We start from the raw sequence: 21264 nt of genomic DNA on the forward strand, positions 1-21264 counted from the left end.
AATGGCTACGTCACTGTCGGCTGAGTGAGCTTTTCCCGTGGATCGGCGCCCTGAGGCTTGAGGGTGTGCGAAGTTTTCGGGCGACTTGTGCACCGGCCGCCCGGGTGGCGGCCACTAACGCGACCGGGGGCCGCTTCCCCGTGATGAGCGCGGTCATCGCCGCCACTTGACCGCCGCTCAGGGGGATCGTCACCGTGACACAGCTGAGATTTGGCAGCACACCACCGGCATCCAGAATCGGTGCCGGGCGCGGGATTTCGATGTGGGCACGTGCCGACGACGTTCTCGGCGGCACCGGGCTGCCCGGCTCAGGCATGGCGACGACAAGCGGGATGCGAGGCTCCACCGTGTCAAGGAACACTGTTTCACCGCCGATGCTGGCGGACAGGCCCACGCCGGCGCCAGTGATCGCAGCAAGCTCTGCCATCGGTCGCCGAGCGACAACGCGGAGCCGATGCTCAGGCGTCACCCGCGAACCCAGTTCCAACAGACTCGCCCCGAGACGGTACCGCGTGCCCTCGCGCCTGACTGCGCCCGCCTCAATGAGCTGCCCGAGTAGCCGGTGCACTGTTGGGTGTGGGATTCCGGTTGCTTTCGCCAGGTCGACCAGCCGCGCCGGTTCCAATGTAGCCACCTGATCCAACAGGTCGAATGCGGTTGCGATGATGCTGCTGGGGCCGTCAGCGCGAGGTACAACCGTCATCCATTGAGGTTACGCGGAGATCTATGTACCGCAGACAATTGTGAGCAGTCGCCTAGAAACTAACGTCAGCGGAAGTAATGGCACGACGCTGGCCTTGTTCAGCCAGAGGCCGACGAAAGAGCAGATCGTTGCGGAGCATCCGGATATGCGCCCGGTCGCACTGATTCGAGCCAGTTTCGCGGTGATTTGTTCCGAAATATGTTGCCAATCTTGCGGTTATCGCGGTTCAGTACCGGTTGTCGCCGGTGAGAATTGGGCGGCGAGGAGCTCGACGCGTTCGGACTCACATTCGGGGCGTAACCGTCCGCCGCGTGCAAGTGTTGTCAATCCGTGCAGCGCTGACCAGAACACCTCGGCGAGAGTGTCGACATCCGTTCCGTGAGCAACCCCGCAGAGTCCCTCATGAAGCTCAGCGAATCCCGCTGACAATTGCGGCGGAGTGTCGTCGGCGGCGAAGTGCAACGTGGTGGTGCGAGCGAACATCGCGTCGTACAGGGCCGGATTCTCCCGGGCAAAGTCGAGATAGGCGTGTGCCATCAATGTCAGCGAGCGGTGCGGCGTCTCGGCGCCGGCGCGGGCTGCGCGCAGCTCTTCGGCGAGTTCGCCAAATCCATCGATCGCGACGGCCGCGGCGATCTGGTCCATGCCCGAGAAGTGCTTGTAGAGCACGGGCTGGCTGTACTCGATCTCGGTGGACAGCCGCCTGGTGGTGACAGCATCCCAGCCTTCGGCCTCGGCCAACTTGCGGGCGGTACCGACGATCAAACGACGGCGAGCGGCGCGATCTCGCTCGCGGCGGTCCTCGATGCTCATACCCACATGATAGCACCGCTACTTATACGAGCACCGCTATTGACGCATGAGCGACGGAGGGTTAGCGTCGCTAGCATGAACGAGTTTGATACCGACATCGCAACGGTGCGGCCCGCCGCGAATCCGTCGAAGGGGGTGCGGCGTGATCGCGCTAGTCCACCTCGCTGCATTGATCGCGGTGCTGGGAACCGCGGTCGTCTACGGCACCGATGTGTTTTGTGCGATGGTGCAACGACCTGCCTTGGCCGCCATCGATGACCGGACCCTGGTCGCGGTGATGGGCAACGTACACCGCTACGGCGACCGACGAATGCCGCTGCCCGGCGTGGTCGGGATTCTTGCCACCGCCACAAGCGCCGCACTCGCCGCTGCTGCCGGCAACTGGGCTCAAGCCGCACCGGCGGCGACTGCCCTTGCCCTGCTGGTGGTTTGGCTCGTGCTCTACGCACGGATCAGCAAGCCGATCAATCGGCAACTCGCCGCCGCGGCCGCCACCTGCGACATACCACCGGATGCGCGCGCCCTGCAGGGCAAGTGGGACCGAATCATCAATGCTCGAGCCATCATTCAGGGTCTCGCAGTCGCCTCGCTGTGTGTCACACTGATGATCTGACCGCCAGCATCAGGAAATCCGTTTACAACCAAAGGAATACAGACACCATGTCTCAGTTCACGAATTTCGGCAGACTACTGATGCGCGCCGCTCCAATAATGAATGCACCGGTGGCCGCGTTAACGAACTCCCCGCGCTTCGGTCGATTGATCAGGCGCAACATCACCATGATCACCTATACGGGACGACGCTCCGGGCGCACCTTCAGCATCCCGGTGGCATACCGGCGCAGCGGTGACGAAATCGAAATCGCCGCAAACATGCCCGACGCCAAGGCGTGGTGGCGAAACTTTCTTGGCGACGGCGCACCCCTGACGCTGAGTCTTGACGGAACCCGGCGCTCCGGCCACGCGGTGGCGCAGCGAGACGAAAACGGCCGTGTCACGGTCATTGTCCGGCTTGCCAACTCTTGACCGACGAAGATGGCGACCTATCAGTTCCCAAAGGCATGAAGTGGCCACCAGTCCGGTGTGGCTGAAGCAGCAGTTGTCAAGGACGGACCCCTGTGACAACACCGGACTTTAGGGTCGAAATGCTTCCCGGTACGCGGTTGGCGATATCCCATAAGTCGCTTTGAACATCCGGGAAAAATGAGCCGAGTTGTATAGCCCATGACGCGCCGCGATCGCGCTGACACCCTCCCCCAGCAGCCTGGCATCCTGAAAGTCTCGTCGGCAGCGCTCCAAACGCCTCGATCGGATCGATCCGGCTACAGTCAATCCTTCTGCCGCAAAAAGCTTTTGGAGATATCGGGGCGAAATATGCAACGCGGCCGCGACCTTTGAGGTGTCAAGATCCGGCTCGGCAAGGTGTGCACCGATGAAGGTCCTTGCACCAACTAACAAGCTAGCGCGTGCCGGAATTCGGCCGAACTGCGTGTTGTCGATAGCGACGGCGCTGATGAGATCAAGTACTGCGTCTTCCATCATCGGCGTCGTGGATAGTGTGCCGGCCCGTAGCCTTGGTCGAAGCGCAATCAGAAACTGCGAGACTAGCGCCCCGATGCCATGGTCTCCCGGAATGCGTTGTGCGGACGCCTTCCTGAGTTGGTCAGAGGTGATCTTCAATGATGTGCGGGGAAACATCAGCACCAGCGTGTCGAACCTGCTCGCGTAATGCATCGCGTACGGAGTGCTCGTGTCATACACAGCGAAATCCCCCGGATTCAGCACTGCCTCGCGACCATTCTGAACGATGAGACCTCTCCCACGCAGCTGCACACTGACCTTCACGCCGCCCATGTCGCCGCGTCGGATGTTTGCGGCGGTGCGGCGGAAATCAACGGCACTGCTGGACAGCTCACCGACGCTAATCGATCCGACTGTCGCGGTTGTCAATTCGCCGGTGAGGTTGTAGTCGTGTGCCGTGGCCACTATGTCGACGGGTACAAACTTCGCAGCCATATCCTCGCGCCACCGTTCGCAACCCCCGCCGCTATCGGCGGCGCCAGCCTTCGGCGCACACCGAGACAAGTTCCTGTCCGGCGCGGCAGCGTTCAGTGACGCGCGTGTCGCCGTGTCTTGTGGCCGCTCGGTCACACCCGTTGCGCTATCCCTTCCGCCGAAGTCCGTGTCGGAAAAGCCGCGCTGTCGACTACGCACGGACGTCGACAGCGATTCTACCGGCATCCTGCTCAGCGAGTTGCACGACGTTGAAATGACCCAGTCCCCCTACAGATAGTCGAGCTACAGATTTCGTCGCGTGCCGACAGTCAACGCCACTATGAGATCGGGCAGACCAACAAAGCTTGTGTCTTTGCGCACACAATTAGCGTTGTTGCGCACACAACTTGCGACTTTGTCGTCGCGCAAGCTCTTCAGAACATCTTTGGACTCACCGGCGCAGCCGCAGGCAGGACGCACACACGCATGTGGTGTACGCGCACGCGCTATCGCGACTGTCTCAACCCCGCAAGCATTGAGTTCAAGTTGACGTGTCTGCATCGGTGAGGCTGACGCGTCGTGAAAAGCAAAGGAGTGTCTGTGACCACGCACAGCCCAACGAAGCCGGCCTTAAGCCCCGCCGTTCAGCAATGGCTCGACAATCATCAGCCACGCTTGATGATCAATAACGAATTTGTTGAGGCCAAGTCCGGCAAGGTGTTTGAGTCGATCAATCCCGCGACTGAGCAAGTCATCGCACTTGCCGCGGAGGCCGATAAGGCCGACGTCGATGAAGCAGTGAAGGCCGCGCGCACTGCTGTCGAAGAAGGACCGTGGTCCCGCATGAGCGGGCACGACCGTGCGAAGGTCCTTCGCGACCTCGCCGATCTGCTGGATCAGAACAGCGAACAGATCGCCCAGCTGGAGACGATCGACAACGGCACCCCGATCTCGTCCGCTCGTGTGCTGGTTTCTATGGCCGTTCAAGCGCTTCACTTCTTCGCCGGCGCTGCCACTAACCTCAGCGGCCATACCGTCGCGTCGGCGTCGGACCGGTTCAATTACACGCTCCGCGAACCCGTCGGAGTGGTTGGCTCGATCATCCCCTGGAACGGACCGATGCTGGCGGCAAGCTGGAAGATCGGGCCGGCGCTGGCGGCAGGCAACACGGTCGTGCTCAAGCCGGCAGAGCAGACGCCGCTGAGCGCGATGCGGCTTGCGGAGCTGGCCGTCGAGGCGGGAGTCCCGGCAGGCGTTATCAACATCCTCACTGGGTTCGGGCCGGGCGCAGGGTCCTCCATCGCAGAGCACCCGGGAATCGACAAGGTATCGTTCACCGGCTCGACCGAGGTCGGCAGGAAGATCCTTGAAGCTTCGAACCGGAACCTCAAGCGGCTGACGCTCGAACTCGGCGGCAAGTCGCCGAACATTGTCTTCTCCGACGCGGATCTCTCCAAAGCGCTGCCGGGCTCGGTTTTGGCGTTCACCTTTGTCTCTGGCCAGGTGTGCGCGGCGGGCACTCGGTTGTTCGTTCAGCAGGATTTTAAGGACGAATTTGTTTCGCGACTGGCCGAGCAGACGGCGTCGATCAAGGTTGGCGATCCCATGGACGAGGCGACAACGATGGGACCGGTGTCGTGCAAGGAGCAGTTTGATCGTGTTCAGGACTACTTGGCGGTCGGCAGGGACGAAGGCGCCACGGCCCGCGCGGGCGGAGCAGCCATGGGGGGTAGCGGATATTTTGTGGAACCGACCGTGTTCGACGACGTCACCAACTCGATGCGCATCGCGCGCGAGGAGATCTTCGGTCCAGTGGTGTCGGTCATCGGCTTCAGCGATGAGGACGACGCGGTTTTCCAGAGCAACGACACGCAATACGGCCTGGGCGCGGCGGTTTGGACACGAGACCTCAGCCGCGCACATAAGATCGCCCGACGGATTAAGGCCGGCACGGTGTGGGTCAACACCACCATGCAGTTCGACCCCACCATGCCGTTCGGCGGATATAAGCAGTCCGGGTACGGCCGAGACCTCGGGCTGGACTGGTACCAGGACTACACCGAGGAAAAAGCGGTCTTCGTCCAGCTTTAGCGCGTCCCGAGCTGGGTTAGGAGTTAGCTGCGGCAGAGTCCAATGCCGCTGTGCCTGAGCAATTTCCGCGAGTGCCCGGCTTCCCAGACCCGCCAACACCCACAAAGCTGGCGACGCGGTTTAGGCGTACCCGGCAGTGAGGTTAGTGAGATTCGGCTGATCGGGGGTTGGCCGCCGATGGCTGAGTGGCGTCGTTGATTGTTGTAGTGCTCGAGCAGGGTCCAAGGGTTGCCCAGCGGGCAACATTGGTCGTGAAGACCTCGCGGCTCCGAGCGCGGCGCTGATCTCGAGAAACGCCATGCACGTGATTCCGTTCTCGTCGGGCAGCATCTCGGAGTTGGCCAGCCGGGAGTGATCATCGACGACCGAATGGACGTAGTCGAATCCGACACCGCACCACGGGTGCGACGGCACACTCAACGCCTCCGGCCGAGTACAGCTAGGCGCCGCGAAGCAATGCACAACAGGGTCGCATTGGTTACCCGTTACCGATGGTTTACCGCGCGCCGGCGCCCGTTGGACGCGACAGAATATCGTCGCGCAGTTGACGCTTGAGTACCTTGCCGATGCCTGAAAGCGGTAGCTGTTCAACGACTTCGATGCTGCGCGGCACCTTGTAGCCGGCGAGCCGAGCCCTGACATGTTTCTGCAATGCGGCTGGATCGATCTCCGCGTTGGCAGCGGGCACGACGACGGCATGCACTGTTTCACCCCATTGATCGCTGGGCAACCCAATCACCGCGCAGGCGGCAACCGAAGGATGACTGCTCAAGGCGTTTTCGACTTCGGCTCCGTACACGTTCTCACCGCCGGAGATGATCATGTCCTTGACGCGATCAACCACATAAAGAAATCCGTTGGCATCGAGGTACCCCGCGTCGCCGGTGCGGTACCAGCCATCGACGAGGACAGCGGCGGTTTCATCCGGTCGATTCCAGTAGCCGCGTGTGACATGGTCACCGCGGACACAGATCTCGCCGACAGCGCCGGTCGGGGCTGCACCGCCGGATTCGTCGATGACCCTGATCTCGGAATGCGGCGCCGCACGACCCGCCGAGTTCAGCAGACTGCCGTGGTGATCCTGATGCCATAGCAGACTGACCACGGGCGCGGCCTCGGTCATGCCGTAGACCTGAGTGAACCGGACTCCGGGCAACAACCGCATGGCGCGCGTGAGCAGCGCCTCCGAGATCGGTGAACCGCCGTAAAGGATGTTACGAAGCGAGCTCATGTCGTACTCGCCCATCGCGGGGTCGTCGATGAGCATCTGGATCATCGTGGGAACCAATACGACATCGGTGACTTGGTGGTCGCGGATCGCCGCGAAAACGGCGTCGGGCTTGAACGCCGGAACCATCACATGCACGCCGCCGATCAAGACCTGGGCGATCCATCCACAGAGACCGGCAACGTGGAACATTGGCGCCGCGTGCAGGAGCACCGCTCCCTCTTGTACTCCTTGCCTGGTCGCGAGCGTACCCAGCGCCGAAGTCACGATGTTGCGATGGGAGAGCATTACGCCTTTGGGAAAACCTGTTGTGCCGCCGGTGTAGAACAGGCCCGCCAGGTCGTCGCCGCAGCGGCGCGCGTCGGGCATCGGTAGGTGCGCCGCGACGAGATCCTCGTAGCCCACCATCCCAGTGGGCACCGATTGTTCGCCGCAGTAGATCAACCACCGCAAGTCCGGACACCTTTGCCGCAACTCCTCGCCTACCGGCACGAACGCGTCATCGATGAGCAAGCAGGAGGTACCCGAATCGTTGAGGGCGTAAGCGATTTCGGCGGCGCTCCAGCGAATATTGACCGGGTTTACGACACCGCCGGCCCACGGTACCGCCAGCAGATACTCCGCGTAGCGGTCGCTGTTGAGTGCAAGCATGCTGACGCGGTCGCCAGCGCCGGCACCCAGCGCGCGTAAGCCTGCGGCCAGCCGCGCAACGCGGTCTGCCTGCTCATGAAATGTACGCTCGCGCGTTCCAAAAATCGTGGCCGTCCGATCCGGTGTGGTTTGCAAAGATCGGTGTAGGCCCTGGGTGAGTTGCATACGCGGACATTCCTAACTTCGATGCGCCCTATTGCCAAAAAGTCTGGCCACTCGCGGGGCGGCGATGTTGTGCGTAAACGCACAAGAGCTTGTGTAGACGCGTACGGTCTCAGCGGCGTACTCAGCTAGTGGATCAAGTGCACGAGAGTCTGGCGGCCCGCCATTGCGGCCAGCACGACCTGCCAGGAGCCGGAAGCCATCCCCCGAGGGAACGACGACAGCGACCCCGTCGAGCAGGCAGCACCGTTCCCAATCGGTGGCGGCCGTACCGCCCCGACAGACGGGGCGGCATGAAAATGGCCCCGGAAATCTCCGGGGCCATTTCACTTTGTAGCGGGGACAGGATTCGAACCTGCGACCTCTGGGTTATGAGCCCAGCGAGCTACCGAGCTGCTCCACCCCGCGTTGGTAAATGCCAGGTTACCGAACACGTACGAAGCTATCCAAATCGCGGGTCGGCGAGAGCGAAAGCCCAGCTCAGTGCGATGGCGGATTCAGGCCGTATCGCTGCGCGATATCGTCCATCCAGTCCGGTGTCCCGTAGGTCAGCCCATACTTGGCCGCCAATGCATCGAATTCCGCCGTCTGGTGCAGTGGCTTGCCCGCCGCGTCGCTCGCGTGCTCGAGGAGCAACTCGCCCAGTTCACGGAAGTAGTTCTCGAACCCGCCGGGAGTGATGATCTCGACGATGCGACCGGGCTCGGTGCCGGCATTCCACATCGCGTGCATCTGCCCGCGCGGCTTGGTGATGTAGCCACCGGGGCCGAGGACTACTTCGCTGTCGTCGGACCGGAAGCCGATCTCACCGGCGAGCACGATGGAGTGCTCGTCCTCGCGGGTGTGGCGGTGCGCCGCGGAGATGAAGCCGACCTCAAACGGATGCTCGACGATGGACACCTCGCCGTTGTTGTTCTTGCCGGAGAGCTTGAACACCGCCCCAAAGCCCGGGATGGCGACGGAATCGCCCTCGCCGGGCTGCACCACCGAAACCCCGATTTGATTCGCGTTGGCCATCTGATCTGCCCCCTCGCTGAAATCCGTTAAGCTGCACCGTTTTCGGACTTGAGCAGCCAGGCCTCTTTCTCCAACCCGTCGATGATCGCGTGCAGCAAGTCGGCGGTCGAGGGATCGGCGGCGTCGACGTCGTCGTGCACGGCGCGCATAGTGCCCACGACAGCGTAAATCCGGTTGCTGATCATGTCGACCGTTTCGGTGGCGCCGACGAGACCTGGCGGGATCGCGGGCACGGATGTCGTTGCAACGACTGTGTCTGAGCGCCCATCGGGAACCGCATCCAAGGCGCGCATACGTTCGGCGATCGTGTCGCTGGCCTCGCGCGCCGTATCAACGATGCCGTCGAGCTGCAGGTGCAGATCGCGGAAGTTGGTTCCGACCAGGTTCCAGTGCGCTTGCTTGCCTTGCAGATGTAACTCGATCAAGTCGACGAGCACTCTTTGCAGGTTCTCGAACAAGCTGGCCGGGGCGTGAAAAGGCCGAACCTCGTCGACGTCACGACGGGTGCTGGACAGTGCAGTTGTCATGGCGGATTCCTTTAGCTAGCAATGCGGCTCGGGTCGAGGGGCTATTCGGGCCAGGTGTTGTTGAGGATGATGTCGACGAAGTTCTCGCGGACGAACGTCGGGTCGAAGTGTGCGAGCACGTCGTCGTTGACGGTGCCGAAGGTGCTCTGCGGGCGGTGCTTCATTGCGTCGTTGAACGTCGTCAGGATGCGCTGCTTGAAGTTCGGACGCGGATGAGCCGCAGTGACCGCGGCAAGCGCATCGGGAGAAAGCTCGTCGCGGTCGATGCCCAGCACGTCGGTTTCAACACCAGCGGTCACCAAGGCGATTTCGGTTGCCAGGAATTCCGGGATCCCTGGCGTGGTGTGCAAGGCGATACTCAGCCACACCTTGTCGGCATCGGCTTGATCGACGCCATACCCCAGCAGGAACTCCCGCGCCGCATTGGCGCCGTCTACCTCGAAGCGCTGCTGCGAGGTGCGGTAGCGCTCGGTGAGGCCCAGGTCGTGGAACATTGCCGCGGCGTAGAGCAGCTCCAGGTTCGGTTCCAGACCGCGGCGTCGTCCCTGTAGGGCACCGAAGAGGTACACCCGGCGGGAATGGTTAAAGAGCAAGTCGTCTTCGGCGTCGTGGATGTAGGTGGTGATGTCGCGCACCAGTGGTGTGTCGGGTATGGCGATGTCCGCGATGGTGTTCATCAACTGAATATCCATGATCTCGTCTCCTCGGGTGATCTTGGTTATTAGTTTGCGGGGTCCCGAGTTAGCCGACCGTTGCCATTCGCGCCGTCTTCTCCACAGAAAGCGACACAATGGCTTCGTGGCTGAAGTCGGAGCGCATTCGCGGGTTGTGGTGATCGTCGTCTTCGACGCGGTGACGCTGTTAGACGTCGCGGGAGCGGCTGAAGTCTTCGTCGAGGCCAACCGGTTCGGGGCCGACTACCAGCTCAAAATCGCCTCAGTGGATGGGGGTGACGTGACATGCTCGATCGGGACCCGGTTGGGTGTCACCGACAGCATTTCGTCGATCGATTCCGCCGATACCGTGATGGTCGCCGGCAGCGACAACTTGCCCAGGCGAGCGATTGATCCCGCGCTTGTCGACGCCATCAGATCAGTGTCGGCACGGACCCGGCGTATGGCGTCCATTTGCACGGGGTCGTTCTTACTCGCCCAGGCCGGGCTCCTTAACGGTCGGCGCGCCACCACCCACTGGCACGATGCCCGGTTATTTGCCCGGGCCTTCCCGGACATCACGGTCGAGCCCGACGCGATCTTCATCCGCGACGGCGATGTCTTCACCTCGGCCGGGGTGTCGTCGGGTATCGACCTGGCGCTGGCGTTGGTCGAAATGGATTACGGGACCGAACTGGTCCGCGACGTGGCTCGGTGGCTGGTCGTCTATCTCAAACGGGCGGGCGGCCAATCACAATTCTCGGTGTTGGTTGAGGCCGATCCACCGCCACAATCACCGCTGCGCGCGGTCACCGATGCGGTCGCGGCCAACCCGGCCGCCAACCACAGCGTGAAAACTCTTGCGGCGCAGGCGTCGTTGAGTACGCGGCAGCTGACCCGGCTATTTCAGTCCGAGCTCGGCACCACCCCGGCCCGCTACGTCGAAATGGTGCGCATCGATGCCGCCCGCGCCGCACTCGACGCCGGTCGCACCGTCACCGACACCGCGCGGATGGCCGGCTTCGGCAGCGCCGAAACCCTCCGGCGGGTGTTCGTCGACTACCTGGGTGTCTCGCCCAAGGCCTACCGGGACAGGTTCCGCACGGCAACGGCCTAGTTCAAGTTGGCTGGATTCAACAGATCTGACATGCCGACGCGATGCAACATCTCAGCCCTGAGCCGATCGAGCACCGCGAAGCCGACATCGGCGCCGTCCTGGGCCGGATCGATGTGAACCCGGAACGGGCGCTTGCCAAATGGGGTGTCGACCACGCTGACGAGCGCGTCGGCAACCACGGATACATCGGCGTCCGCAGGCACGATGGCGTTGAAGGCCTCCTGAACACGGACTCCGAAATCCGGATAGGGGCCCGCTTCGTACTCGGCGAGCACCGCCTGGTCGCCAGGTGAGCCGGCATTGGCAAAGTGGTTGGTACCACTGGTGAATGCGCCGGGCACAATGATCGACGTCTCGATGCCCCACCGGGTCAGTTCGCGCGCATAGGACACGGCCAGTGAGTCCATCGCGGCCTTGGCGGCGAAGTAGGGCGCCAGATACGGTGGCGTGCCCCCGGCCGAGCTGCTGCTGGATACCCACACGAGAAGCCCCTGCTGCTGGCGTCGCATGTGTGGCAGCACGGCCCGGTTGACCCGCTGCGTGCTCACCACGTTGACGTCGTAGAGCTGCGCCAGCTGTTCCGGCGTGAACGCCTCGGCGGGGCCGAACACCATGTGGCCCGCGTTGTGGACCAGCACATCGATGCGGCCATCGGCGTTGACGACTTGTTCGATAGCGGCGTCCACCGAAACCTGCGACTGGACATCCATTTCCACGGTCCGTAGGTCCACGCCATTCTCCTTGGCGAAGTTGCTGACGGCTTCGACCTGAGAGGCGTTGCGGCCGTTGATGTCACGCATCGAGGCATAGACGGTGTGGCCGGCACGCGCCAACGCTTCGGCGCTGAGCCGACCGAACCCGCTCGATGCGCCGGTAACCACAATGACGCGTCCCACGGCGATCTACTTCGCGTTGTTGTACTTGGTGATGGCGTCGTCGAGCCGCTGTAGTGCCGCGCCGTAGCCGGCGAAATCACCCTTCTTCTGCGCATCGCGCGCGGCGCCGATCGCCGTCTGAATCTCCTGCAAGGCAGCCGCTTTGGCGGGCGACAATGTCGTCGATCCGTCCGGAGCCGGGGGCACTGCCGCTGGCAGCGGCGGCGAGCCTGGCGGCGCGGCCGGCGTTGGTGGACTCGCGGGCGGGGTCTGGGGTGCACCGGCATCGGTGGGAACAATCCCCGTCGCGGCCGCACCCGCACCAGGCCCGAACAACCCGGTGAGTGCGTCACCGACCGTCGGACCGTAACCGATCTTGTCGTTGTACATCATCGCCACCCGGATCAGCCGCGGGTACGACGAGGCGGCGTCACTGGCCCCCGGAGAGGCGTAAACGGGTTCGACGTAAAGCAGCCCACCTTGAGCCACCGGCAGCGTCAGCAAGTTGCCCCACCGGATTCGGTTCTGGTTGTCACGCCCGATGACACCGAGGTCTTGAGATACCGCCGGATCGGTGGTGATCGCGTTATTGGCCAGCTTCGGACCGTTGACCTGACCCGGGATGGTCAGCACCGTGATCTTGCCGTACGTCGCGGGATCGGAGCTGGCACTGATGTAGGCGGCCAGATAATCGCGTTTGAATCTGTTCATCGCGCTGGTCAACTGGTATGAGGCCGAGTTATCTTGCTTCGCAATGTTTTTCGCAACGATGTAATACGGCGGCTGATAGCTGCTTGCCGTCGGATTCGGGTCCAGCGGCACATCCCAGAAATCTGAGGTGGAGAAGAACGTCACGGGGTCGTTGACGTGATACTTCGCCAGCAGCATCCGCTGCACCTTGAACAGGTCCTCGGGATAACGCAGATGCTCGGCAAGCTCGGGAGTGATGTCACTCTTGGGCTTGACCGTCCCCGGGAAAACCCGCATCCAGGCTTTGAGCACCGGGTCCTGCTCGTCTTGCTGGTAAAGCGTCACGGTCCCGTCGTAGGCGTCCACCGTCGCCTTCACCGAGTTTCGGATATAGGAGACCTGCTTGTCGGGACCCAGGTGGTTGAACGCCACCTCGGTGGAGTCAGCGGTCGCGGACTCCAGGGAAGTGAGTTCGGAATACGGGTAGTTGTCCAAAGTGGTGTAGCCGTCGATGATCCACACCAGGCGTTTGTTAACGATCGCCGGGTAGACGGAGCTGTCGGTCGTCAGCCACGGCGCCACCGCCTCCACCCGCGCTGCCGGATCGCGGTTGAACAGGATCTTGCTGTTGGAGCCGATCACATTGGAAAACAAGAAGTTTCGCTCGGCGAATTTGGCGGCGAACACGCTGCGGGATAGCCAGTCGCCAATCGGGACTCCCCCGAGCCCGGTGTAGGTGTAGTTCTTGGTCTCGGTGTTGGTCTCGTAGTCGTATTCCCGGTCGGCGCCATTCTTTCCGACGATCGCGTAGTCGGCCGCCGCGTTGGCGATGACGGGTCCGAAGTAGATGCGCGGCTGGTCCAGCGGCGCCGGCCCGTCGGACACCACACTGCCGTTGGCTCCGACGACGTTCGCCAGAAACTCCGGATAGCCACCGTTCTGGGTGGGGTCGTTGGCGATGCCCCGCACGGTATTGGCCGGCGACGCGATGAAGCCGTTGCCATGGGTGTACACGGTGTGCCGGTTGATCCAGTCACGCTGGTTGTCGATCAGCCGGTCCGGATTGAGTTCTCGGGCCGCGACCACATAGTCACGCAACGCGCCGTTGCGGTCCAGGTAGCGGTCGATGGACAGCTGGTCGGGGAAGTAGTAGAAGTTCTTGCCCTGCTGAAATTGCGTGAACGCCGGGCTGATGATCGTGGGGTCGAGCAAGCGGATGTTGGAGGTGGTCGCGCGGTCCGCCGCGACCTGCTGGGCGGTGGCCTGGTTATCGCCGCTGTAATTGCGATAGGTCACCGCGTCGGACGTCAGCCCATACGCTTGTCGCGTCGCCGTGATGCTTCGGCTGATATATTCGCTTTCCTTTTGCGCGGCATTGGGTCTCACGCTGATCTGCTCGACGATCAACGGCCACCCGGCGCCCACGATCAACGACGACAGCAACAACAGAACCAGGCCGATGGCCGGAATCCGCAAGTCCCGCAGCACGATCGCGGAAAAGACCGCGGCAGCACAAATCAGCGCGATCGCCATCAGGATCAGCTTCGCCGGCAACACCGCATTGATATCGGTATATCCGGCACCGGTGAATGGCTTGCCGCCGCGCGTGTGCGACAACAGCTCATAGCGGTCCAGCCAATACGCAAAGGCTTTGAGCAGTACCAGCATGCCGACCAGGCTGACCAACTGAATCCGCGACGAACGACTCACGGCACCGGTACGGCCCGAGAGCCGAATGCCACCAAAGATGTAGTGCGCCAGAAGATTCGCTATGAAAGCCAGGAACACCGACACGAACAGGTAGCTGAGCACCAGCCGGTAGAACGGCAGCTCGAACGCATAGAAGCCGAGGTCCTTACCGAACTGCGGATCCTTGATCCCGAAGTCTCCGCCGTGCATGAACAGCTGGATGCGCACCCAGTAGCTCTGCGCGACAACGCCGGCCAACAGTCCAATTGCCGCCGGGATGCCGATGGCTACCAGCCGCAACCGTGACATGACCAGGGTGCGATACCGCGCGACCGGATCGTTGTCGTTACTCGGGACGAAGACCGGGCGGGTGCGGTAGGCCACCGCCAGCCCGGCGAACACGATGCCGCCGACCAGCAGGCCGGCGATCAAGAACACCACGATGCGGGTCACCAGCACGGTGGTGAACACCGAGCGGTAGCCGAGCTCACCGAACCATAACCAGTCGACGTAGGCGTCGATGAGTCGCGGGCCGGCGAGCAGCAGCGCGATCACACCGAGCGCGATCAAGATCAGAATCCGGCTGCGCCGAGTCAGCTTCGGCATCCGTGCGGTGGGCCGCATCCCCACTGGCTACGCTCCCTGATCGATGTGGCTGGTCTCCATTTAGTCGCCGGTTGTTGCCGGTTTTCCTGGACGGTCACAACTGTACGCAGAATCGCGGGCTAACAGCTCGGTGCCTGACCTCCTTGTTGGATCGCGTGTAGCGCGTCCACCGCTTGGTTGAGGGTCTCGACCTTGACCAAGCGCAAGCCGTGCGGATTGTCCGAGGCCGCCTCGTAGCAATTCTTCGCGGGCACCAGGAACACCGTGGCACCGGCCTCCTGGGCGGCGACCATCTTGTGCGTGATGCCACCGATCTGGCCGACCTTGCCGTCGGACGAAATCGTTCCGGTCCCCGCGATGAACGTCGAGCCGGCCAGCTCGCCGGTCGTGAGCTTGTCGACGACCGCCAGGCTGAACATCAGGCCGGCCGAGGGCCCGCCCACATTGGCGAGGTTGAAGTCCACCGAAAACGGCGCCCAGGGCGCGTCGAGCACCGCGACACCCATGAAGCCGTAGTCGCGGTCTTTGTTTGTGCCCAGGGTGATTTGCGCGACGCCGGCCGGCTCATTCTTGCGGCGGAAGTCGATCGTCACCACCTGGTCGGGCTTGGTGTTCTTCAGCAATCCGGTGAACTGCTCGACGTTGACCACCGGGGTGCCGTTGACCGCGTCGATGGCGTCACCGGCCTTCAGCTTGCCCATCGACGGGCCGGGGTCGGTGACGGTCGCGACGGTGACTGCCGGCGCGTATTTCAGATAGCCCAGGGCGGCATAGGCGGCGCTGTCCTCGGATTCTTTGAAGTCGGCGTTGTTGGCCTTGTCGACGTCGTCGCGTGACTTGCCGGGCGGGAAGATGAGGTCGCGCGGTACCAGCTGTTCCTGTCCGGAGAACCACAGCGTGAGGGCTTCGCCCAGGGTCAGATCGTCACGCTGGGACACCGTCGTCATGTTGAGATGACCGGTCGTCGGGTGAGTTTGGGTGCCTTCGATGGCGACCACCTGCTTGCCGTCGACCTCACCGAGCGTGTCGAAAGTCGGGCCGGGGCCCAGCGATACAAACGGCACCGTCACCACCGCAAGCAACACGCCGAAGACCAGGATCGGCACCAGCGCGACCATCAAGGTCAGAATCCGCCTGTTCACGCCGCTTACCCTAACCGGATACCGCTCTGCCTCGTTCAGCTGCAAGCGTGACGGCGGGTGGGGCCTTCTGTTCCGGCAGTGAGTACCGTTGGAGTCATGGCTGACCTGCCTTTCGGCTTCTCTCATGGAGACGACCCCGAGCGCGACAAGCACGGAAAGAACGATCCCGAATCCGGCTCGGGCGCGTCAGACCCGCTGGGCGCATTCGGCATGGGCGGGGATTTCAACATGGGTGACCTGGGGCAAATCTTCACCCAGCTGGGTCAGATGTTCAGCAACGCGGGCACGACGCCGGCGGGGGGCAACCCGTCGGGACCCGTCAACTACGAACTGGCCCGCCAGGTCGCGTCCAGCTCGATTGGGTTTGTCGCCCCGATCCCGGCCACGACGAACTCCGCGATCGCCGATGCGGTACACCTCGCCGACACCTGGCTCAACGGCGTCACCGCGCTGCCCGCCGGCACCAACAAGGCGGTCGGCTGGAGCCCCAACGACTGGGTGGACAACACCCTGGCGACCTGGAAGCGGCTGTGTGACCCGATGGCCCAACAGATCTCGACGGTGTGGGCGTCTTCGCTGCCCGAGGAGGCCAAGGGCATGGCCGGTCCGCTCATGGCGATGATGTCGCAGATGGGCGGCATGGCATTCGGCTCGCAGCTGGGCCAGGCCCTGGGCCGGTTGTCCCGTGAGGTGCTGACGTCGACCGACATCGGTTTGCCGCTGGGACCCAAGGGCGTGGCGGCGATCATGCCGGACGCGGTGGAGGCGTTTGCCTCCGGTCTCGAGCAGCCCCGCAGCGAGATCATGACGTTTCTGGCGGCTCGTGAGGCGGCCCACCACCGGCTGTTCAGCCACGTTCCCTGGTTGGCCAGCCAGCTGCTGGGTGCCGTCGAGGCCTACGCCATGGGCATGAAGATCGACATGAGCGGGATCGAGGAGCTGGCGCGCGACTTCAACCCCGCCTCACTATCCGACCCGGCGGCAATCGAGAACCTGCTCGGCCAAGGCGTCTTCGAGCCCAAGGCAACACCGGCGCAGACCCAGGCGCTGGAACGGCTGGAGACACTTCTCGCACTGATCGAGGGCTGGGTGCAGGTCGTGGTGACCGCCGCCCTGGGCGACCGGATTCCGGGCGCGGCCGCGCTCAGCGAGACACTGCGCCGGCGGCGGGCCAGCGCGGGCCCGGCCGAGCAGACATTCGCCACGCTGGTCGGCCTGGAGTTGCGGCCGCGCAAGCTGCGCGAAGCCGCCGCGCTGTGGGAGCGCCTGACGGAGGCCGCCGGTGCGGACGCCCGCGACGCCGTCTGGCAACACCCTGATCTGCTACCCGGCGCGGAGGATCTCGACGAACCGGCCGGCTTCATCGACCGGATCATCGGTGGTGACACCAGCGGTATCGACGAAGCCATCGCCCGACTCGAGCAAGACGACCCCGGCCCAGACGGCGGTCCTGTCGACCGCGGTTAGCTGCCTGGCGCGGTAACGACGATCGATTCCTGCCCGATTTTCCAAGCCGTCATGAATGTGCCGACGCTCACCTTCGTGTCGCCGTTATCGGCGTAGGGGTCGTTGAGGTGAACCGTTTCGTTGTTGGTATCGACCCCGGTGACCACGAGTAAGTGATCGGCCGTGGTGCGCTGGTCGTTGGAGCCCAAGATGGTTCCGCCATTGACCCACGCGATGACCTTGCGGCCGGCTCCGAGGTACTGCTCCAGCGCGGGCAGACCCACCTCCTCGGGGTGTTTGTCATAGGTCATATGCGATTTGACGCCGTAGTGGTCGAGCAGCACGACCGTGTCGGCCATGTCGATGCCACCCTTCGCCCCTTCGTGGCCCGGGTCGCCGGTGGGGAGGTAAATCGGACCGTCGCGGATCGCCGAGGGCGTGTTCTGTGCCAGCTTGATGATCTGCTCCTCCGTCGGAGCGTTGCCGGTGACTTCACCGACCACGTCGGCCACCGAAGCCAGCCCGCAGGTGTCCTCGAGCGATTGCTGCACCCAATACTTGGCGGCCGCCGCCGGGTCGCCGTACACGCCGCTGGCGGTCGTGCTCGTCCTCGCCGTCGACGGCGGGTTGCCGGGGATGCTGCCAGTGGCGGCGGCCGGTGACGTCGTCGCCGCACGCATCGACGGTGGCGCCGAGCTACACGCCGATATCGACGAAATGCTGGCCAGACCGATGCACGCACCCGCCAGGGCAGTGCGCACCGCGGTTGCCAACCGAGCGTTGAACATATTCCCTCGCGAAGATCAGTAGGGCAATCGATTGGTCAGCAAAGTAGCACCTTCAGCAAACGCCCGGGGCACGATTAGAGGCCGTCCCCGGCCGAACGGGGCGGCCAGCAAACTTCTGGCTATCGCCTCGGCCGCCTTGTGGATAACTGAACCGGCCGTTCGCGGCGGCCTGGCACAGTCAGGATTCATGCCGCGGCCCGCGTCTCCTCTGTATGCGCTGGACCCGGCGCTGCCGGTGCTGCTGCGACCCGACGGCGCCGTGCAGGTGGGCTGGGATCCCCGCCGGGCCGTACTCATCCGCCCGCCCAGTGGCCTGGCGGCGCCGGAGTTGGCCACGCTGCTGCGGTGCATGCGCTCCCCTGTGCCGATGCGCGAGCTACAGCAACAGGCCCTCGACCACGGATTACGCGACGCTGACGGCCTGGCACACCTGGTCACGCAGCTGGTGAGCGCCGGCGTGGTGGCCCGCGGATGCCGGCAGACCGGTGGCCGGGCAGCCTCGATCCGGGTCCACGGCCGCGGGCCGCTGTCGGACCTGCTGATGGAGGCGCTGCGCTGTTCGGGTGCGCGGATCGCGCACAGTAGCCAGCCACATGCCGCGGTGTCGCGCGCCGCCGTGGATCTGGTGGTGCTGGCCGACTACCTGGTGGCGGATCCGCGCATGGTGCGCGATCTGCACAGCCAGGGCGTCGCGCACCTGGTGGTTCGGGTGCGAGACGGTACCGGGCTGGTGGGGCCGCTGGTCATCCCCGGCGTCACCAGCTGCCTGGGCTGCGCCGACTTACACCGCAGCGACCGCGACGCCGCGTGGCCGGCGGTCGCGGCCCAACTGCGCGAGACCGTCGGAGTGGCCGACCGGGCCACCCTGCTGGCTACTGCGGCACTGGCGCTCAGCCAGGTAAATCGCGTGATCGCCGCGGTGCGCGGGCACGATGTGGGGGCCGATCCCGGACCACCCCAGGCGCTGAACGCCACTCTGGAATTCGACCTCAACGCCGGGGCCATCGTCACGCGGCGATGGACCAGACATCCATTGTGTTCGTGCTGACGCCGTGACCACCGGTCGTCCTCACAGCTCACTGTTGCCTAGATCATCACCGACGCGGGCGTTTCGTCATGGATGATGGGGTTGTGTCAGACATCAAACGGGGGCGTGCGGCTCGCAACGCGAAGCTGGCCAGCATTCCGGTCGGCTTTGCCGCGCGGTCCGCGCTGGGCTTCGGTAAGCGGCTGACCGGTAAGTCGAAAGACGACGTCCAGGCCGAATTGCTGGAGAAGGCCGCCCACCAATTGTTCACCGTCTTGGGCGAGCTCAAGGGCGGAGCAATGAAGGTGGGCCAGGCTCTGTCGGTACTGGAAGCCGCGATTCCGGAAGAGTACGGCGAGCCGTACCGCGAAGCGTTGACGAAGCTGCAGAAGGACGCCCCGCCGCTGCCCGCCGACAGGGTGCACCGGGTGCTCGACGCGCAGCTGGGCACCAAATGGCGAGATCGGTTCAGTTCCTTCGACGACACCCCGGTGGCCTCGGCCAGCATCGGCCAGGTGCACAAGGCGGTGTGGTCCGACGGCCGCGACGTGGCCGTCAAGATCCAGTACCCGGGTGCCGACGAGGCACTGCGCGCCGACCTCAAGACCATGCAGCGGATGGTCGGGGTGGCTAAACAGCTCGCGCCGGGCGCCGACATCCAGGGCGTGGTCAACGAGCTGATCGAGCGCACCGAGATGGAGCTCGATTACCGGCTGGAGGCCGACAACCAGCGCGCATTCGCCAAGGCGTATCGCGACCACCCGCACTTCGCGGTACCGGGCGTCGTGGCCAGCGCACCCAAGGTGGTCGTCCAGGAGTGGATCCAGGGCGTGCCGATGGCCGAGATCATCCGCGATGGCACGCCCGAGCAGCGCGACCTGATCGGCAGCCGGCTCCTCGAACTCACCTTCGACGCGCCACGCCGGCTGCAGATGCTGCACGGCGACGCACACCCCGGAAACTTCATGCTGCTGCCCGACGGTCGGATGGTCGTCATCGACTTCGGTGCCGTCGCGCCCATGCCCGGTGGTTTTCCGATCGAGCTCGGGATGACTATCCGGTTGGCCCGCGAGAAGAACTACGACCTGCTGTTGCCAACGATGGAAAAAGCCGGCTTCATCCAGAAAGGCCAAGAGGTGTCGGTGCGCGACATCGACGACATGCTGCGCCAATACGTCGAACCGGTCGAGGTCGAGGTTTTCCACTACACCCGTAAGTGGCTGCAGAAAATGTCCAGCATCGAGATCGACCGCTCGGTGTCGCAGATCCGGACGGCCCGGCAGATGGACCTACCGCCCAAGCTGGTGATCCCGATGCGGGTGATCATGTCGGTGGCCGCAATTCTGTGTCAGCTGGATGCCCACGTGCCCATCAAGGCGCTGTCCGAAGAGCTGATCCCCGGCTTCGCAGAGCCCGACCCCGTGATGCTCTAGGCAGCCACCGCACCTTTGCGGGGACGTCCGCGCGGACGTTTGTAATCCACGATCGCACCCCGCTCGAATATCTCGCCGCCCCAAACACCCCACGGTTCGGCACGGTCTAGCGCCGCCGCCAGGCATTGCCGCCGGACCGGGCAATCCATGCAGAGCGTCTTGGCGCGCTCCAGGTCAGCCGGGGTCTCGGCGAACCATAGGTCGGGATCGCCGGCGTGACATGGCAACACCGGCGGCGGTTGTCTGGGGACTGTCAGTGCCGACATGTCCTGCTCACCTGCTTCCTGGTTGGTGTCCTTCTTCGGTGATCCGGACCAGGTTGCGGGCTTTGAAAACTGCCGACCCAAAAACTATGGCCACGGATCCTTGTGACTTCGGGTCCGTGGCCATGTGGTGTAAGCGGGGTAGTTAGGTAAGACCCCAATCCACGGACGCGTCAGCCGCGGCGGCGGCGCGATGCTTAAGCGCGGCCGCCGGCGTAGCGGCGGTGTGGGCGGCATGGGAGATCCCCGCAGTCAGCACCGCGCCGGCCACGCCTACCTCGAACGTGTCGTTGATCATCGTGGCCACCTCCTCGCGCCAGTACGTGTGCCGGCGTTGCGCCGGCAGCA

General features: G+C 63.8%; 20 protein-coding genes, 1 tRNA gene and 1 pseudogene. 7 read left to right on the forward strand and 15 right to left on the reverse strand.

Translation table 11 applies throughout. From position 1 onward, the window contains the following. Positions 1-10: 10 nt before the first annotated feature. Both ACTXG5_RS26440 and ACTXG5_RS26445 read right to left on the reverse strand, forming a co-directional pair. Positions 11-703, reverse strand: a complete 693-nt coding sequence (locus ACTXG5_RS26440) for a helix-turn-helix domain-containing protein (RefSeq protein ID WP_445161597.1) — start codon at positions 701-703, stop codon at positions 11-13. A 216-nt stretch (positions 704-919) separates the two neighbouring features. After that, positions 920-1516 carry a TetR/AcrR family transcriptional regulator gene (locus tag ACTXG5_RS26445; RefSeq protein ID WP_445161598.1) on the reverse strand — a complete coding sequence of 199 codons (597 nt, stop codon included), beginning with the start codon at positions 1514-1516 and terminating at the stop codon, positions 920-922. A gap of 145 nt (positions 1517-1661) precedes the next feature. On the opposite strand from ACTXG5_RS26445, the gene ACTXG5_RS26450 reads away from it, so the two are divergent. Both ACTXG5_RS26450 and ACTXG5_RS26455 read left to right on the forward strand, forming a co-directional pair. After that, positions 1662-2129, forward strand: coding sequence for a DUF1772 domain-containing protein (locus tag ACTXG5_RS26450; protein WP_445164606.1), 468 nt, complete (start codon positions 1662-1664; stop codon positions 2127-2129). A gap of 47 nt (positions 2130-2176) precedes the next feature. Further along, entirely contained in the window at positions 2177-2542 is a 366-nt protein-coding gene (locus ACTXG5_RS26455) for a nitroreductase/quinone reductase family protein (RefSeq protein WP_445161599.1), read from the forward strand. A gap of 108 nt (positions 2543-2650) precedes the next feature. Here the strand turns inward: ACTXG5_RS26455 and ACTXG5_RS26460 are convergent, their stop codons facing one another. Next, on the reverse strand, positions 2651-3532 hold the full coding sequence (locus ACTXG5_RS26460) for an AraC-like ligand-binding domain-containing protein (protein WP_445161600.1): 882 nt from the start codon (positions 3530-3532) through the stop codon (positions 2651-2653). 573 nt (positions 3533-4105) lie between these two features. On the opposite strand from ACTXG5_RS26460, the gene ACTXG5_RS26465 reads away from it, so the two are divergent. After that, positions 4106-5602, forward strand: coding sequence for an aldehyde dehydrogenase family protein (locus tag ACTXG5_RS26465; RefSeq protein ID WP_445164607.1), 1497 nt, complete (start codon positions 4106-4108; stop codon positions 5600-5602). 23 nt (positions 5603-5625) lie between these two features. Here ACTXG5_RS26465 and ACTXG5_RS26470 read toward each other — a convergent pair. From ACTXG5_RS26470 to ACTXG5_RS26495, 6 genes and pseudogenes are all read right to left on the reverse strand, one after another. Continuing rightward, positions 5626-5995, reverse strand: a pseudogene (locus tag ACTXG5_RS26470) (hypothetical protein); the annotation flags it as partial. A gap of 103 nt (positions 5996-6098) precedes the next feature. Further along, positions 6099-7646, reverse strand: a complete 1548-nt coding sequence (locus tag ACTXG5_RS26475) for an acyl-CoA synthetase (protein ID WP_445161601.1) — start codon at positions 7644-7646, stop codon at positions 6099-6101. A gap of 331 nt (positions 7647-7977) precedes the next feature. Then, positions 7978-8051, reverse strand: a tRNA-Met gene (locus tag ACTXG5_RS26480). A gap of 72 nt (positions 8052-8123) precedes the next feature. Continuing rightward, positions 8124-8660, reverse strand: coding sequence for a cupin domain-containing protein (locus tag ACTXG5_RS26485; protein WP_445161602.1), 537 nt, complete (start codon positions 8658-8660; stop codon positions 8124-8126). Positions 8661-8686: 26 nt separating this feature from the next. After that, complete coding sequence (locus ACTXG5_RS26490) at positions 8687-9187, reverse strand: Dps family protein (RefSeq protein WP_445161603.1); 501 nt, start codon at positions 9185-9187, stop codon at positions 8687-8689. A gap of 41 nt (positions 9188-9228) precedes the next feature. Beyond that, positions 9229-9879, reverse strand: a complete 651-nt coding sequence (locus tag ACTXG5_RS26495) for an HD domain-containing protein (protein WP_445161604.1) — start codon at positions 9877-9879, stop codon at positions 9229-9231. Positions 9880-9985: 106 nt separating this feature from the next. On the opposite strand from ACTXG5_RS26495, the gene ACTXG5_RS26500 reads away from it, so the two are divergent. Further along, positions 9986-10957: a GlxA family transcriptional regulator gene (locus tag ACTXG5_RS26500; protein ID WP_445161605.1), complete on the forward strand. Its 972-nt coding sequence runs from the start codon at positions 9986-9988 to the stop codon at positions 10955-10957. Here the strand turns inward: ACTXG5_RS26500 and ACTXG5_RS26505 are convergent. The 3 genes from ACTXG5_RS26505 to ACTXG5_RS26515 form a co-directional block, all read right to left on the reverse strand. Next, complete coding sequence (locus ACTXG5_RS26505; protein WP_445161606.1) at positions 10954-11853, reverse strand: SDR family oxidoreductase; 900 nt, start codon at positions 11851-11853, stop codon at positions 10954-10956. The genes ACTXG5_RS26500 and ACTXG5_RS26505 overlap by 4 nt on opposite strands. A 6-nt stretch (positions 11854-11859) precedes the next feature. Next, a complete protein-coding gene (locus ACTXG5_RS26510; protein WP_445161607.1) occupies positions 11860-14841 on the reverse strand; it encodes a UPF0182 family protein in 2982 nt (993 codons plus the stop codon). 95 nt (positions 14842-14936) lie between these two features. Continuing rightward, positions 14937-15959: a YlbL family protein gene (locus tag ACTXG5_RS26515; RefSeq protein ID WP_445161608.1), complete on the reverse strand. Its 1023-nt coding sequence runs from the start codon at positions 15957-15959 to the stop codon at positions 14937-14939. 78 nt (positions 15960-16037) lie between these two features. Between ACTXG5_RS26515 and ACTXG5_RS26520 the strand changes: the two genes are divergently transcribed. After that, the gene (locus ACTXG5_RS26520; protein WP_445161609.1) at positions 16038-17426 is read left to right on the forward strand and encodes a zinc-dependent metalloprotease; all 1389 of its coding nucleotides are present in this window, start codon (positions 16038-16040) and stop codon (positions 17424-17426) included. Here ACTXG5_RS26520 and ACTXG5_RS26525 read toward each other — a convergent pair. After that, positions 17423-18193, reverse strand: coding sequence for a C39 family peptidase (locus ACTXG5_RS26525; protein ID WP_445161610.1), 771 nt, complete (start codon positions 18191-18193; stop codon positions 17423-17425). The genes ACTXG5_RS26520 and ACTXG5_RS26525 overlap by 4 nt on opposite strands. 187 nt (positions 18194-18380) lie before the next feature. Between ACTXG5_RS26525 and ACTXG5_RS26530 the strand changes: the two genes are divergently transcribed. Together ACTXG5_RS26530 and ACTXG5_RS26535 are read left to right on the forward strand one after the other, a co-directional pair. Next, on the forward strand, positions 18381-19241 hold the full coding sequence (locus ACTXG5_RS26530; RefSeq protein WP_445161611.1) for a cyclodehydratase: 861 nt from the start codon (positions 18381-18383) through the stop codon (positions 19239-19241). Positions 19242-19309: 68 nt separating this feature from the next. Then, positions 19310-20653 carry a macrolide-binding ATPase MABP-1 gene (locus ACTXG5_RS26535; protein WP_445161612.1) on the forward strand — a complete coding sequence of 448 codons (1344 nt, stop codon included), beginning with the start codon at positions 19310-19312 and terminating at the stop codon, positions 20651-20653. Here ACTXG5_RS26535 and ACTXG5_RS26540 read toward each other — a convergent pair. Both ACTXG5_RS26540 and ACTXG5_RS26545 read right to left on the reverse strand, forming a co-directional pair. Then, positions 20650-20919, reverse strand: a complete 270-nt coding sequence (locus tag ACTXG5_RS26540) for a WhiB family transcriptional regulator (RefSeq protein WP_445161613.1) — start codon at positions 20917-20919, stop codon at positions 20650-20652. The two genes, ACTXG5_RS26535 and ACTXG5_RS26540, sit on opposite strands and share 4 nt — an antisense overlap. Before the next feature lie 142 nt (positions 20920-21061). Next, positions 21062-21214, reverse strand: coding sequence for a hypothetical protein (locus ACTXG5_RS26545; RefSeq protein ID WP_445161614.1), 153 nt, complete (start codon positions 21212-21214; stop codon positions 21062-21064). Positions 21215-21264 lie beyond the last annotated feature (50 nt).

The sequence above is a fragment of the Mycobacterium sp. Dal123C01 genome (genome assembly GCF_052566995.1).

Bases quoted from the DNA above. Each gene is read 5' to 3' on its own strand.
- ACTXG5_RS26545 (WP_445161614.1), bottom strand. From the start codon at position 21,214: ATGATCAACGACACGTTCGAGGTAGGCGTGGCCGGCGCGGTGCTGACT.
- ACTXG5_RS26525 (WP_445161610.1), bottom strand. From the start codon at position 18,193: ATGTTCAACGCTCGGTTGGCAACCGCGGTGCGCACTGCCCTGGCGGGT.
- ACTXG5_RS26445 (WP_445161598.1), bottom strand. From the start codon at position 1,516: ATGAGCATCGAGGACCGCCGCGAGCGAGATCGCGCCGCTCGCCGTCGT.
- ACTXG5_RS26535 (WP_445161612.1), top strand. From the start codon at position 19,310: ATGGATGATGGGGTTGTGTCAGACATCAAACGGGGGCGTGCGGCTCGC.
- ACTXG5_RS26530 (WP_445161611.1), top strand. From the start codon at position 18,381: ATGCCGCGGCCCGCGTCTCCTCTGTATGCGCTGGACCCGGCGCTGCCG.
- ACTXG5_RS26455 (WP_445161599.1), top strand. From the start codon at position 2,177: ATGTCTCAGTTCACGAATTTCGGCAGACTACTGATGCGCGCCGCTCCA.
- ACTXG5_RS26475 (WP_445161601.1), bottom strand. From the start codon at position 7,646: ATGCAACTCACCCAGGGCCTACACCGATCTTTGCAAACCACACCGGAT.
- ACTXG5_RS26490 (WP_445161603.1), bottom strand. From the start codon at position 9,187: ATGACAACTGCACTGTCCAGCACCCGTCGTGACGTCGACGAGGTTCGG.
- ACTXG5_RS26440 (WP_445161597.1), bottom strand. From the start codon at position 703: ATGACGGTTGTACCTCGCGCTGACGGCCCCAGCAGCATCATCGCAACC.
- ACTXG5_RS26485 (WP_445161602.1), bottom strand. From the start codon at position 8,660: ATGGCCAACGCGAATCAAATCGGGGTTTCGGTGGTGCAGCCCGGCGAG.
- ACTXG5_RS26460 (WP_445161600.1), bottom strand. From the start codon at position 3,532: ATGGCTGCGAAGTTTGTACCCGTCGACATAGTGGCCACGGCACACGAC.
- ACTXG5_RS26540 (WP_445161613.1), bottom strand. From the start codon at position 20,919: ATGTCGGCACTGACAGTCCCCAGACAACCGCCGCCGGTGTTGCCATGT.
- ACTXG5_RS26495 (WP_445161604.1), bottom strand. From the start codon at position 9,879: ATGGATATTCAGTTGATGAACACCATCGCGGACATCGCCATACCCGAC.